Source organism: Lentzea atacamensis, from assembly GCF_003269295.1.
Classification (GTDB): Bacteria; Actinomycetota; Actinomycetes; order Mycobacteriales; family Pseudonocardiaceae; genus Lentzea; species Lentzea atacamensis.
Map to the genome: position 1 here is coordinate 1,325,759 of NZ_QLTT01000001.1, position 13,048 is coordinate 1,338,806.

The window sequence follows — 13,048 nt, forward strand, 5'->3', positions numbered from 1 at the left end:
TAGGCTCGGGGCCGTGTCGGACGATCTCCTGGGCAGACGCGCTGAGGGCGAGACGCTGGACCGCCTGCTGACGCGAGCGAAGTCGGGCAGCGGCCAGGTGCTGGTGCTGCGCGGTGAGGCGGGAATCGGCAAGACGGCGCTGCTCGACCACGTGTCGGCGCGGGCGTCGGGGTTCCGGGTCACGCGGGCCGCGGGCGTGGAGGCGGAGAGCGCGTTCCCGTACGCCGGCCTGCACCAGCTGTGCGTGCCGTTCCTCGACCGGCTCGACAAGCTGCCCGCACCCCAGCGCGAGGCCCTCGGCACCGCGTTCGGCCTGACGTCCGGACCCCGGCCGACGCGGTTCATGGTGGGGCTGGCGGTGCTGACGCTGCTCGCCGAGGTCGCGGACGAACAGCCGCTGGTGTGCCTGGTCGACGACGCGCAGTGGCTCGACCCGATGTCGTCCGCGGTGCTCGGCTTCGTGGCCCGCAGGCTGCTCGCGGAACGGATCGTGCTGGTCTTCGGCCTGCGCGAGGGCAACGACCACCTGGACGGGCTGCCGGAGCTGCACGTGCGCGGCCTCGACGACACCGACGCCCGCGCGTTGCTCGACTCGGTGATCAAGGGGCCGGTCGACGGCCGGGTGCGCGACCGGATCGTCGCCGAGGCCCGCGGCAACCCCCTCGCGTTGCTGGAGCTGCCGCGCGAGGTGGCCGACGGGCTCGACGCCGGGCCGCTGACCAGCAGGATCGAACAGGCCTTCGTCCGCCAGATCGAACCCCTGCCCGCCGGCACGCGCCTGCTCATGCTGACGGCGGCCGCCGAGCCGCTCGGTGACGCGACCCTGCTGTGGCGCGCGGCCGGGCTCCTCGGGCTCGGTGCCGACCCGGCGGCCGCCGCGGTGGGCACCGGGCTGATCGAGTTCGGGGCACGGGTCCAGTTCCGGCACCCGCTGGTGCGGTCGGCCGTGTACCGGTCAGCGTCCACTGTGGACCGTCAGCGCGTGCACCGGGCGCTCGCCGACGTGACCGACCCGGCGATCGACCCGGACCGCCGCGCGTGGCACCGCGCCCAGGGCACCGCCGCGCCTGACGAGGAGGTCGCGGCCGATCTGGAGAACACCGCGTCGCGCGCCCAGGCCAGGGGCGGGCTGCTGGCCGCGGCGGCGTTCCTCGAACAGGCCGCGGTGCTCACCCCGGAACCCGGCCTCCGCGCTTCCCGCGAGCTCGCCGCCGCGCGCGCCAAACGCGACGCCGGTGCACTGGACGCGGCGCTGCGGTTGTTGTCGGCCGTCGAAGCCGGTCCGCCGGACGAGCGCCGCAGTGCCGAGGTCGAGCACCTGCGCGGGCACATCGCGTTCGACCGGCGCCGTGTCGGCGAGGCCGCTCCCCTGCTGTTCAGCGCAGCCCGCCGGCTCACCCCGTTCGACCCGGACCTGGCCCGCGAAACCCACCTGGAAGCCCTCTCCGCGACGATCTGGGCCGGTGCGCCGCTGGCCGACGCGGCCCGCACCGCTCCCCCTCCGCGCACCCCGCCGTGCGCGATCGACCTGGTCCTGGAGGCGCTCAGCACCCGCATCACGTCCGGCTACGCGGCGTCCGTACCGCACATGACCCGTGCGCTGGAAGAGGTACGCGCGCTGAAGGTCGCCGCCGAGGACATCAGCCGTCTGCCGTGGCTCTTCGGCTACCGCGCGGGAGGCATCGTCGCGACCGAGATGTTCGACTTCGAGACGCGCCACGCGTTCGCCCAGCAACAGGTGCGCCTGGCACGCGAAGCCGGTGCCCTCGTACAGCTGCAGTTCGCGTTGAACTTCTTGGCGGACAACGAACTCATGGCCGGTGATCCGGCCGCCGCGCAGGCGTTGATCGAGGAGGACAGGCGCATCTCCGAGGTCACCGGCACACCGCCGGTCGCCTACGCCGTCCTGCTGCAGGCCGCCCACCGAGGCGAGGACCTGGCCACCGCCGTTGGCGCGCAAGCACGTTCGGAAGGCCAGGGACGCCTCGCGGTCATCGCGGACTGGACCCTCGCGATCCTCCACAACGGACTGGGCCGCCACGACCTGGCCCGCGACGCCGCGGCGCGCGTGGTCAACTCCGATGCCCTCGTCTACAGCTGCCTGGCCACCACCGAGCTGGCCGAGGCCGCGTCCCGCACCGGAGACACCGGCCTGGTGACTGAGGCTTTGGAACGTTCATCGGCGTGGGTCGACACCGACTGGTCGTCGGGCCTCAAGGCCCGCTTGCGCGCGTTGAACGGTTCTCCCGACGGTTTCCGGGAGTCGATCGACTTCTTCGCCCGCACGGGTCTGCGGCCGGAACTGGCTCGCGGCCATCTGCTGTACGGCGAGTGGCTGCGCCGCGAGGGCCAACGCGTCGAGGCGCGCGATCACCTCCGCACGGCCCACGAGATGCTGACGTCCTGTGGCATGCCCACGTTCGCCGACCGCGCTCTGCGTGAACTGCAAGCCACCGGCGAAACGGCTCGCAAGCGCACCGCGGAGCCGACCGTCGAGCTGACCGCGCAGGAGTACCAGATCGCCCGGCTGGCCCGCGAGGGCTTCTCGAACCCGGAGATCGGCACGCGCCTGTTCATCAGCCCGCGCACGGTGGAATGGCACCTGCGCAAGGTGTTCGGCAAGCTCGGTGTGACGTCGCGGAGACAGCTCCGCGACGCCACGTTTCCGCTGCCTGGCTGACGACCCGCTTGAACGCCCGCTCGGGGATGCGGCCGTCAGTGCACTACCCGTTGGTGGCTCGTGGGCTCAGTTCCCCGCAGCGAACCAGTCCTGCAGGCTGGTCGGCTGCAGCTGCGCGCCCTCGTTGGGCACGAGCTGCCTGCCCGTCAGGAACGTGCCGAAGTACTTGGCCTGCGGGTCGCTCACGACCTCGCGCTCGTCCTTGCGCTGGGCCAGCACCGTGCGAATCCAGCCGTCCATGGTGAACTCCTCCGGCCCGCCGATCTCCAGCACGCCGTTGACCGGCTCGGTCGCGGCGGTCCTGCCGACCACCGCGGCGACGTCCGAGGCCGCGATCGGCTGCACACCACCGTGCGGGAGGTGTACGACGCCGCCGACGTCCGCCGAGTTCGCGATGGCGCCCGCGAACTCGAAGAACTGGGTGGCGCGGATGATCGAGTACGTGAGGCCGGACTCCTTGATGAGCTTCTCCTGCGCCACCTTCGCCCGCAGGTAGCCGGAGTCGGGCAGCTCGTCCGTGCCGACGATCGACAGCGCGACGTAGTGGCCGACTCCCGCCTTCTTGGCGGCGTTCGTCAGGTTGGTGGTGGCGGCGGTGAAGAAGTTCATGACGTCGTCGTCGGCGAACGACGGCGAGTTCGACACGTCGACGAGCACGTCGGCGCCCTGCAGGACCTCCTCGACGCCTTCGCCGGTGACCGTGTTGACGCCGCTGTTCGGTGACGCGGGCACGGCGTCGTGGCCGTGCTCACCGAGCCGCTTCACGACCTGGCTGCCGATCAACCCGGTGCCGCCGATGACAACGATCCTCATGGGTCCGTCCCTCTCGTGAGCCCGCCCGGTGCGGGTGTTCACGAGCTAAGACAGGACAGCCCGCGCCGTTGTGACAGGCCTACTGGAACGCGTTCAGCTTTTCCCGGTTGACCAGCCACATCACCTGGTCGATGCCCTCCGCGGAGGCCGTCACGGTGATCACCGCGTAGGTCGTGCCGTCCTTGCGCAACCGGACGGCGCTCAGGCCGTTCGCGTCGACGTAACCGACCTCCGCGCCCGCCCAGAACCCCGGTGCCCACGCCGCGAAGATCTTCGCCAGCGCCGCCGCGCCGAACAGCGGCCTGCCCGCCGCCCGCACCGCGCCGTTGCTGTCGGAGTAGCTCACCACGTCCTGCGCGAACAGCTTCTCGAGCGCGGCCAGGTCACCGGCCTGCGCGGCCGCCACGAACGCTTCCAGGAGCCTGCGCTGCTCGGCGCGCTCGACGGGGACCCTGCGCTCGTCGGCCAGGTGCTTGCGCGCCCTGCTGACCAGCTGCCGCGCCGCGACCTCACTGGTCTGCACGATCTCTGCGATCTCCCGGTACGGGTAGTCGAACGCCTCGCGCAGCACGTACGCGGCGCGCTCGGTCGGCGTGAGCTTCTCCAGCAGCATCAGCACCGCGAGCTCCAGCACAGCACCCTGCTCGGCACCGAGCTGCGGATCGGCGGCCGTGTCCACCGGCTCCGGCAGCCACGGGCCGACGTACGTCTCCCGCCGGGCCCGCGCGGTCTGCGACTCGTTGATCGCGAGCCGGGTGATCGCCGTCGCCAGGTAGGCCTCGGGGTTGACCACCGACGCGCGGTCCGCGAGCTGCCAGCGCAGCCAGACCTCCTGCAGGAGGTCCTCCGCGTCGGCCACGCTGCCGGTCATGCGGTAGGCGATGCCGAACAGCCTCGGCCGAGCCGCCGCGAACGCCGACTCGGCCTGCTCCAGCTGTGTCATGCCACCGCTCCCCTCGTCAGACCGCCACGTTAGCGCCGATCGGACGAGGGGATGATGTGGCGCCCCGCACGTGGGGTCAGGCGCACGTCCAGCGCAGTGGCCCGTGGCTGTACGCGTGGCTGAAGAGGCTGTCGTCGTTGCCCACGACGAACAACTCGAAGACGCCGGTGACACCGTCGGGATAGGGCAGCTCGCTCTGGAAGGCCGTGTCCCGCCAGACCGACGCGCGGCCCACGATGTCCGACCGCTCACCGGTGATCAGTCCGCCCGCGTTGACGGCGTACGCGGTTCCGCCGTCCTGGATGTCCTGGACGTTGCCGTTGCTGTCCCACAACAGCGACCAGGTCTCTCCGACGACGACCTGCGCCGCCGCTCGATGCCGCCGTCCACGCTGACGTTGCTCGGCCTCGTGCGGCACATGGCGGAGGTGGAGCGCACCTGGTTCCGCAAGGTGATCAACGGCGAGGACATCCCGCTGGTGTGGTCGGACGACAACGACTACCAGGTCGCCCACGACGCCTCGAAGTCAAGCCGCAGCGAGGCTTTCGCAGCGTGGCAGAACGAGGTCGAGCACGCGCGCCGGATCGTGCGCGAGGCCGAGTCGCTCGATGTGACGGGCTACCAGCCGCGGTGGTCCGAGCAGGTGTCGCTGCGCCTGGTCGTGCACCACCTCTGTCACGAGTACGCGCGCCACAACGGCCATGCGGACTTCCTGCGCGAGGGCATCGACGGCGTCACGGGGGCGTGACGGCCCGATCCGCCTGCGCCGAGCTCCGGTACCCCAGGTCGGCGCTGATCCGTTTCGCGGCGTCCAGCAGCAATGGCACCACATCACGCCGGATCGCCTCAACCGACGATCGCCCGACGGACGTGGAGGACGCGAGCGCCGCCACCACTTCACCGGACCGGTCGCGGACGGGCGCGGACACCGAGAGCAGGCCGATCTCCAGCTCCTCCGCGACGATCGACCACCCGTCCGACCGAACCTGCCGCAGCACGCCGCGGAAGGCGTCGGCGTCGGTGACCGTGTGCCTGGTGAGCGCGGGCAGCCCGGCCGCGATGATCTCGTCGACCACGGCGTCCGGTGCCCACGCGAGCAGCACCCGGCCCATCGACGTCGCGAAGGCCGGGATCCGGGTGCCGATCGACACGTTGATGCTCATGATCCGCCGCACCGGCACGCGCGCGACGTACACCGCGTCCCGCCCGTCCAGCTCCGCGAGCGACGCCGACTCGCCGGTTTTCACCGACAGGTCCAGCAGGTGCGGGTGCGCGACTTCGATCATCGCGTGCGACGCCGAGTAGTGCTGCCCGATGCTCAGCACCCGCGGCGTCAGCGACCACCTGCTGCCGGACGCACGCACGTACCCGAGCCGCTGCAGCGTGAGGAGGATCCTGCGGACCGCGGGACGCGACAGGCCGGTGGCGGCGGCCAGCTCCGCGAGGTTCGGGTTGACCCGCTCCTCGTCGAACGCGAGCAGCACCGCGAACCCGCGCTCGATGCTCTGGATGAAGTCGCGCTCGTCCGGATCGCTCGCCATCGCCTCATCCTCCCGTTGACAGCGCCACGAAGGCAGGGCACCCTCAATGTAACCGCATCGCGTACAAGTTGTACGCATAGCGTACATAAGAGCGGAGATGTCACTTGATCACCGCACGGGTTCGGCACCGCGCGACGGCGGGTATTCCCGCTCACGGTGGCACCTCGATCGACCGGCCTGCCGGTTGTCCAGGCGCGAGGAGCTGCTGCCCACGCCGCCGTCGCGGCCTTCACCAGGAGGTGACCGTTGCTCTTCCACGTGCGCATGGACGTCTCACTCCCCCACGACCTCGACCACAACCGGCGTGCCGAACTCATCGCCGCCGAAAAGGACCGGGCGCTGGAACTGCAGAAACTGGGTGTGTGGCCGCACCTCTGGCGGGTCGTCGGGCACCACAGCACCATCTGCGTCTTCGACGTGCCGTCCAACGACGAGCTGCACGCGCTCCTCTCGTCGTTACCGCTGTGGGAGTTCATGCGGGTCGAGGTGACGCCGCTGGCGCAACACCCCTCCGACCTGGCGGCCCAGCCATGACGGCCGTGCGCGAAAACAGCTAAAAGGAGAATTCATGCGTGACGCCGTCATCTGCGAGCCCATCCGCACCCCTGTGGGCCGCTACAACGGTGCGATCAAGGAGCGCACGGCCCAGGAGCTGGGCGCCATCGTGGTCCAGGAGCTGATGCGCCGCACCGGCCTGGATCCGTCCGATGTGGACGATCTGGTGCTCGGCCACTGCTACCCCACCATGGACGCCCCGGCGATCGGCCGCGTCGTCGCGCTGGACGCGGGTCTCGGTGTCGGCGTGCCGGGTGTGCAGCTCGACCGCCGTTGCGGCTCCGGGCTGCAGGCCGTGATCAACGCTGCCATGGCGGTGCAGACCGGTGCGCAAGACCTCGTGCTCGCGGGCGGGGTGGAGAGCATGTCGAACGCCGGGACTGAGGCTCTGGCTCGCGGCCGGGTGACCGCCGGTGGCGTCAACTTCCCGGTGCCCGGCGGCATGCTGGAGACCGCGGAGAACCTCCGGCGCGAGTACGACATCTCCCGCACCGAGCAGGATGAACTGGCGTTGCGCAGCCATGAGCGTGCGGTGGCGGCGCGGGATCGTTTCGCGGAAGAGCTGGTCGCTGTCGGGGACTTCGTGGCGGACGAGCACCCGCGGCCGGGTTCGACGCTGGAGAAGCTCGCGTCGTTGAAGACCGTCATGGACGTCGAGGGCGCGACCGTCACCGCGGGCAACGCGAGCGGGCAGAACGACGGCGCCGCGCTCTGCGTCGTCACGCACTCCGATCGTGCCGCCGAGCTGGGCCTGCGTCCGCTGGCGCGCCTGGTTTCGTGGGCGTCGGCGGGGGTCGAACCGGCGCGGATGGGGATCGGGCCGGTGCCGTCGTCCGCACGGGCGTTGCAGATCGCCGGCCTGAAGCTCGGCGACATGGACCTGATCGAGCTGAACGAGGCGTTCGCCGCGCAGGTGCTCGCGGTGACGCGCGAGTGGGGTCTCTCCGACTTCGAGCGGCTCAACGTCAACGGTTCCGGCATCGCGCTCGGGCATCCCGTCGGCGCGACGGGTGCGCGGATTCTCGCGACGATGCTGCGCGAGCTGGAGCGCCGTGACGGCAGGTACGCGCTGGAAACCATGTGCATCGGTGGCGGGCAGGGGCTCGCGGCGGTCTTCGAGAGGGTGTCATGAACAAGGTCGTGGCCTCCGCCGCGGACGCCGTGTCCGATGTGGACGACGGCGCGACCATCGCCGTGGGCGGCTTCGGGCTGTGCGGTGTGCCGAAGGTGCTCATCAACGCCTTGTACGACAAGGGTGCCGGCTCGCTCGGCATCGTGTCGAACAACTGCGGCGCCATGGACCAGGGCCTCGCCGTGCTGCTGTCCGCGGGCCGGATCGCCCGCGTCACCGGCTCGTACATCGGCCAGAACAAGGAGTTCGCCCGCCAGTACCTCGCGGGCGAGATCGAGGTGGAGCTGATCCCGCAGGGCACGCTCGCGGAACGCCTGCGCGCGGGCGGCACCGGCATTCCCGCCTTCTACACGCCCGCCGGCGTCGGCACGCTCGTCGCGGACGGCGGCCTGCCGTGGCGATACCACCCGGACGGCACCGTCGCGATCGCCTCGCCTCCCAAGGAGGTGCGCGAGTTCGACGGCCGCGAGTACGTGCTGGAACACAGCATCCGCACCGACTTCGCGCTGGTGCGGGCGGCGCGCGCGGACCGGTTCGGCAACCTGGTGTTCGAGAAGTCGGCCCGCAACTTCAACCCGCTCGCCGCGATGGCCGGCCGGGTCACGATCGCCGAGGCCGAAGAGCTCGTCGACGTCATCGACCCCGACGACGTGCACCTGCCCGGCATCTTCGTGCAACGGGTGGTGGCACTGAGTCCTGACGAGGCAACGGACAAGAGCGTGGAGTTCAGGACGGTGCGCCGTGTGGAGTCGTGACGAGATGGCCGCCCGCGCCGCCGCGGAACTGCGCGACGGCGAGTACGTCAACCTCGGCATCGGCGTGCCCACGCTGATCCCGAACCACCTGCCGCCGGGCGTCGAGGTGGTGCTGGAGTCCGAGAACGGCATCCTCGGCGTCGGTCCCTACCCGCTCGACGACGAGGTCGATCCCGACCTGATCAACGCGGGCAAGGAGACGGTGACCGTGCTGCCGGGAGCGTCGTTCTTCGACTCGGCGCTGTCGTTCGGCATGATCCGCGGCGGCCACGTCGACGTGGCGGTGCTCGGCGCGATGGAGGTGTCGGCGCGCGGTGACCTGGCGAACTGGGCGGTGCCCGGCAAGCTCGTCACGGGCATCGGTGGCGCGATGGACCTCGTGCACGGTGCTCGCCGCGTGATCGTCGTCATGACCCACACCGCGAAGGACGGCAGCCCGAAGCTCGTCGAGGAGTGCACGCTTCCGCTGACCGGCAAGGGATGTGTCGACCGGGTGATCACCGACCTGGGCGTGTTCGACGTGACGCCGGACGGTCTGCGGCTCGTCGAGCTCGCGCCGGGTGTGACCGAGGAGACGGTGCGCGAGCGCACTGCCGCACCACTAGTGGCGTGATCCTCGCGCTCGCGGCGGGTGTGACGCCGTGGAGCACACCGTTTCCGGCGTGGACACCGGCGAGGAAGTCCCGGACGAACTGGACGGCCCACTCCATGAGCTGATCCTTTCGCTGGGCCGGACCGCTGCCCCGAGCAGTCCGACGGCGGCACAGGCGAGGAAAGCGGTGAGGTGGCCGGCGTGGTCGACGACCGCACCGGTCAGCGGCGCACCTGCGGCCTGTCCGGCGGCGATCATCAGGAAGGACGTGCCGACACCGGTGGCGGGCCGGCCGGCGTGCACCCTCGTGCTCCACACCAGGACCAGCCCGCACAGCGCGATGTAGGCCCCACCGAACAGAGCGGCGGCCACGAGCGTCAGTGCCACGCTCGCCGGCCACAACGCGAGTGCCGCGGTCGCCGCGGAGAGCAGGACGAGCACGAGCGTCCACGAGGTGCGCAGCCCGATGCCGCCGGCCAGGTGCCCGCTGAACGCGCCGAGCATCCCGGCCAGCCCGATCAGCGACCACATGATCGTCGCCACGGCCGGGCCCGCCTGCACCACGTCCCGCCCGAACGTCCAGACGGCCGAGCTCGCGAGGCCCAGCAGGAACGCGGCGACGAGCATCACCGGCGCACCCGCCGGCAGCAGGCTCCCCTGCTCACCACGCACGTCAGCGCGGCCGCGCGGCACCGTCGCGATGATCCACCACGTCACGGCGGCGGACAGCACCGCGAACGTCGCCCATGCGAACCGCCAGTCGTCGAGCAGCGCCATCGCGATCGGCCCGGACAACAGCACACCGACGCCGGTCCCCGCGTTCACCACCGACTGCGCCCGGTCCTGCCGTGACCTGTCGGCGGCACGGGCGATCGCCTCGGCCATCGGCGGCGACGCAAGGCCGGTGCTCGCCCCAGCGACCAGAATCCCGACCGCGAGCATCACGCCGTTGACCGACACCGCGACCAACGCCGTGCCGGCCGCCGCGACCACCCCGGCCGCGGCCGCCACCACACGCGGCCCGAACCAGTTCGTCAGCACGAACCCGGCGATGATCGCGATCCCGTAGCCGACGTAGCTACCCGCCGCGATCACGCCGAGCAGCGTGGCGTCCAACGCGAACTGGCGCTGAAACACGGGCGCGAACAGGCCGTAAGCGAATCGCGCGAAGCCATAGCACACCCCGATGAGTGCCGTACCCGCGCAGATCAGCGATCCCAGTCCTGTACGCATCGTCCTCCACCAAGTAGAACCGTGGTTCTAGTCCTACCATAGCCACGTGTCCCTCACGGCGCGAGAGCGCATCCTCACCGCGGCCGACGAGCTGTTCTACGGCGACGGCATCGCGACCACCGGTGTGGACGCCGTCGTGGACCGGGCAGGGGTCGCGCTCGGCTCGGTCTACAACAACTTCGGCGGCAAGGACGGGCTGGTCGAGGCGTACCTGCGGCGGCGCGACCACCTGTGGCGCGCGTTGTGGGAACGGGTCGCCGCTGACGCCGCGACCCCGCGCGAGCGCGTCCTCTCCGTGTTCGACGCCCTGCTCGAGTGGTGCCGCGACCAGGCCGCGGACCAGGGCTGTGCGCAGGTCGCGGGTTTGCTGCAACTGCCGGCGGGACATCCAGCGGTCGCGGTGGCACGTACCCACAAGGAGCACCTGATGCGCCGGCTCACCGAGCTGGCCGCAGGCCTGACCGGGGTGCGCGAGGTCGCCGAGGACGTCGCGATCCTCTACGAGGGCGTCCTGGTCCGGATGCTGCTCGGGTCCCCGCCGGAGGAGGCGATCCCGCGGGCCAGAAAAATGGCGGAAACCGTGATTGCCGCTCGAAGTGGAACCAGCGCTCCATGATTTACCGGTGCCTAACCGGCGGGCGCCATCGTGAGGCATGCGCAAAACGATGTTGATCCTGCCTGCGGTGGCCCTCTCGGTGCTCGCGCTGACGGGCACCGCCCAGGCCGAGCGGGCGCCGGGCTGCGCCGACACCGTGCAGATCGGCTCCACCGGGTACGTGAAGAAGGGCAGCACAATCATCGCGTCGGTGAAGCAGTTCAAGGGTTGCGGCAAGAACTGGGCCTACACCTACGTGTGGGACTCGTACGCCTCCCAGCCGGGCGGCTTCAGCTCCAGCGCCGCGATGGTCGTCAACGGTGACCGCGACTTCAACAGCAACGTCAACGGGCGCAACAAGCAGGACGTCTGGTCCAAGGGCACCAACTCGCTCACCAAGTGCACCAGGGCGTACGGCGAGGTGTGGGGTGACGGCAACGTCTACTGGGGCCAGACCGACGAGCGCTGCTAGGGCCTGTATCGAAGTCCATGTTCGCGATAGCCGGGCCTGAGGCGCGACTCTCATCGAACGGGACTTCGATACAGGCCTAGTAGTTGCTGATCTCGACGAGGTTGCCGTCCGGGTCGCGGACGTAGACGCTGCGGATCGTCCCGGCCGCGCCCGTGCGGTCGACCGGGCCTTCGAGGATCGCGACGCCGTGCTCCCGCAGCGTCGCGATCACCTCGTCGAGCGGGTCCTCGGTGATGAAGCACAGGTCGGCGCTGCCGGGAACCGCCTGGCGGGCCTTGGGTTCGAACTCGCGGCCCGCCTCGTGCAGGTTGATCTTGCTGCGGCCGAACGCGAGTGCCTTGCGGCCGTCTTCGAACGTGACCTCCTCCATGCCGAGGACGCCGGCGTAGAAGTCGATCGTGCGGGTCAGGTCGGCGACGGTCAGCACCAGGTGATCCAGCCGGTCGATGCGCATCGTCCTAGTGTGGCAGGCATGGGGATTCGCTTGTCGGTGCTGGACACGTCGCCGATCGTCCAGGGCTCGACACCGCGAGAGGCGCTGCGCAACACCGCCGATCTCGCGGAGCTGGCGGAACAGCTCGGCTTCCACCGGTACTGGGTACCGGAGCACCACGGCATGCGCGGGGTCGCCAGCTCCGCTCCTGCCGTGCTCACCGGACACCTGGCGGCGGTCACTTCAAGAATGCGCATCGGCGCGGGTGGTGTGCTGTTGCCGAACCACCCGCCACTCGTGGTGGCCGAGCAGTTCGGCACGCTCGCGGCGCTGCACCCCGGCCGGATCGACCTCGGCGTCGGGCGGGCGCCGGGTGGGCCGCCGCACGTCGTCACCGCACTGCGCAGGAGCTCGGCGCCGTACCGCGAACAGCTGGAAGAGCTGCTCGCGTTGTTCGATCCCAGGAACACCACCGCCGTGCCGGTGCGGGGCGGCAACGTGCCGGAGGTGTGGCTGCTCGGTTCCTCCCCAGGAACCGCCGAGCTGGCGGCGGCGTTGAACATCCCGTTCGCCTTCGCGCGGCACCTCAGCCCGGACCAGGCCTGCAGGGCGGATCTGGTCAGCGTGTCGGTGATCGCCGCGGATGACGACGAACGGGCTGAATGGCTGGCCGGGCCGATCAGGACGAAGGTGCGCAGCCGCCGGGAGGGCAACCGGATCCTGTTGCCCAGCCCCGAGGACGCGGCCACGCACCTCGGCCCCGACGACGGCCGCGTGCTGACCGGCGGGCCGGAGACGATCACGCGCAAGCTCCAGGCTGTGATCGACGAGACCGGCACGGAGGAGCTGATGATCACCTCACCGATCCACCACCACGCGGACCGCCGGCGCAGCTACGAGCTGGTGGCGGCGATCGCGGGCGGCCTCAGCTCCACTGCGGCTTCCGGTGCAGCGGAGCCGTGATCTGCCGGCTGAACTGAGGCCCGCCGAGGTGCCACACGCGCTCGCCGGAAGGGCACCACCGCCCGTCCGCGGCCCGGTGGGGACCCAGTTCCTGATGGAGTCGGTCGTCCTGTGCCTGGCCGGCGTCGTGCTGGGGCTGCTGGGCACCGCCGGTTACGCGGCCGCGCACGGCTGGCCTGCGGTGATCCCCGTCGAAATAGTCAGCGCGGGGCTGGCCGCGGCCGTGCTGACCGGCGTCTACCCGGCGGTCAGGGCGTCCCGGCCCACCCCGACGGAGGCGCTCGCCGCGCCGTGAGAAAACTGTCGTGCTCGAATGTCGAGTTCCAGAGGGTTCGTTCGTC

16 protein-coding genes are annotated in these 13,048 nt (G+C 70.8%); 10 read left to right on the forward strand and 6 right to left on the reverse strand.

Annotated features, from left to right (window positions below; translation table 11 throughout):
* The first annotated feature begins 13 nt into the window (after window positions 1–13).
* A complete protein-coding gene (locus tag C8D87_RS06255) occupies window positions 14–2,680 on the forward strand; it encodes a helix-turn-helix transcriptional regulator (RefSeq protein WP_215732193.1) in 2,667 nt (888 codons plus the stop codon).
* 66 nt (window positions 2,681–2,746) lie between these two features.
* Here C8D87_RS06255 and C8D87_RS06260 read toward each other — a convergent pair whose 3' ends face one another.
* The 3 genes from C8D87_RS06260 to C8D87_RS46795 all read right to left on the reverse strand — a co-directional run bounded on the left by C8D87_RS06260 (window position 2,747) and on the right by C8D87_RS46795 (window position 4,854).
* Complete coding sequence (locus C8D87_RS06260; RefSeq protein ID WP_112225856.1) at window positions 2,747–3,493, reverse strand: SDR family oxidoreductase; 747 nt, start codon at window positions 3,491–3,493, stop codon at window positions 2,747–2,749.
* A 79-nt stretch (window positions 3,494–3,572) separates the two neighbouring features.
* Complete coding sequence (locus tag C8D87_RS06265; protein ID WP_112225857.1) at window positions 3,573–4,436, reverse strand: RNA polymerase sigma-70 factor; 864 nt, start codon at window positions 4,434–4,436, stop codon at window positions 3,573–3,575.
* 76 nt (window positions 4,437–4,512) lie between these two features.
* On the reverse strand, window positions 4,513–4,854 hold the full coding sequence (locus tag C8D87_RS46795) for a hypothetical protein (protein WP_215732274.1): 342 nt from the start codon (window positions 4,852–4,854) through the stop codon (window positions 4,513–4,515).
* Here C8D87_RS46795 and C8D87_RS06270 point away from each other — a divergent pair.
* Window positions 4,735–5,184, forward strand: coding sequence for a DinB family protein (locus tag C8D87_RS06270; RefSeq protein ID WP_233441997.1), 450 nt, complete (start codon window positions 4,735–4,737; stop codon window positions 5,182–5,184). The two genes, C8D87_RS46795 and C8D87_RS06270, sit on opposite strands and share 120 nt — an antisense overlap.
* On the opposite strand, the gene C8D87_RS06275 is transcribed toward C8D87_RS06270, so the two are convergent.
* A complete protein-coding gene (locus tag C8D87_RS06275; RefSeq protein WP_112225858.1) occupies window positions 5,171–5,977 on the reverse strand; it encodes an IclR family transcriptional regulator domain-containing protein in 807 nt (268 codons plus the stop codon). The genes C8D87_RS06270 and C8D87_RS06275 overlap by 14 nt on opposite strands.
* Window positions 5,978–6,223: 246 nt before the next feature.
* Between C8D87_RS06275 and C8D87_RS06280 the strand changes: the two genes are divergently transcribed.
* From C8D87_RS06280 to C8D87_RS06295, 4 genes are read left to right on the forward strand one after another with little or no spacing between them, the layout of a single operon-like run.
* Window positions 6,224–6,511 (forward strand): muconolactone Delta-isomerase, encoded by a 288-nt coding sequence (locus tag C8D87_RS06280; protein ID WP_109636288.1) that lies wholly within the window; start codon window positions 6,224–6,226, stop codon window positions 6,509–6,511.
* Between the two features lie 34 nt (window positions 6,512–6,545).
* The gene (locus C8D87_RS06285) at window positions 6,546–7,664 is read left to right on the forward strand and encodes an acetyl-CoA C-acetyltransferase (RefSeq protein ID WP_112225859.1); all 1,119 of its coding nucleotides are present in this window, start codon (window positions 6,546–6,548) and stop codon (window positions 7,662–7,664) included.
* Entirely contained in the window at window positions 7,661–8,419 is a 759-nt protein-coding gene (locus C8D87_RS06290) for a CoA transferase subunit A (protein WP_109636286.1), read from the forward strand. Before C8D87_RS06285 ends, C8D87_RS06290 begins: the two co-directional genes overlap by 4 nt.
* 4 nt (window positions 8,420–8,423) lie before the next feature.
* Window positions 8,424–9,032 carry a CoA transferase subunit B gene (locus C8D87_RS06295; RefSeq protein ID WP_112225860.1) on the forward strand — a complete coding sequence of 203 codons (609 nt, stop codon included), beginning with the start codon at window positions 8,424–8,426 and terminating at the stop codon, window positions 9,030–9,032.
* On the opposite strand, the gene C8D87_RS06300 is transcribed toward C8D87_RS06295, so the two are convergent.
* Window positions 9,021–10,244 (reverse strand): MFS transporter, encoded by a 1,224-nt coding sequence (locus C8D87_RS06300; protein WP_112225861.1) that lies wholly within the window; start codon window positions 10,242–10,244, stop codon window positions 9,021–9,023. The two genes, C8D87_RS06295 and C8D87_RS06300, sit on opposite strands and share 12 nt — an antisense overlap.
* A gap of 46 nt (window positions 10,245–10,290) precedes the next feature.
* On the opposite strand from C8D87_RS06300, the gene C8D87_RS06305 reads away from it, so the two are divergent.
* Both C8D87_RS06305 and C8D87_RS06310 read left to right on the forward strand, forming a co-directional pair.
* Window positions 10,291–10,860, forward strand: a complete 570-nt coding sequence (locus C8D87_RS06305) for a TetR/AcrR family transcriptional regulator (protein WP_112225862.1) — start codon at window positions 10,291–10,293, stop codon at window positions 10,858–10,860.
* A gap of 37 nt (window positions 10,861–10,897) precedes the next feature.
* Window positions 10,898–11,311, forward strand: coding sequence for a hypothetical protein (locus tag C8D87_RS06310; protein WP_112225863.1), 414 nt, complete (start codon window positions 10,898–10,900; stop codon window positions 11,309–11,311).
* Window positions 11,312–11,387: 76 nt separating this feature from the next.
* On the opposite strand, the gene C8D87_RS06315 is transcribed toward C8D87_RS06310, so the two are convergent.
* Window positions 11,388–11,765, reverse strand: coding sequence for a VOC family protein (locus C8D87_RS06315; RefSeq protein ID WP_112225864.1), 378 nt, complete (start codon window positions 11,763–11,765; stop codon window positions 11,388–11,390).
* 18 nt (window positions 11,766–11,783) lie between these two features.
* Here C8D87_RS06315 and C8D87_RS06320 point away from each other — a divergent pair, with 18 nt between their 5' ends.
* Together C8D87_RS06320 and C8D87_RS45045 are read left to right on the forward strand one after the other, a co-directional pair.
* On the forward strand, window positions 11,784–12,707 hold the full coding sequence (locus tag C8D87_RS06320; protein WP_112225865.1) for an LLM class flavin-dependent oxidoreductase: 924 nt from the start codon (window positions 11,784–11,786) through the stop codon (window positions 12,705–12,707).
* A gap of 94 nt (window positions 12,708–12,801) precedes the next feature.
* The gene (locus tag C8D87_RS45045) at window positions 12,802–13,002 is read left to right on the forward strand and encodes an ABC transporter permease (RefSeq protein WP_146771635.1); all 201 of its coding nucleotides are present in this window, start codon (window positions 12,802–12,804) and stop codon (window positions 13,000–13,002) included.
* Window positions 13,003–13,048: the final 46 nt, after the last annotated feature.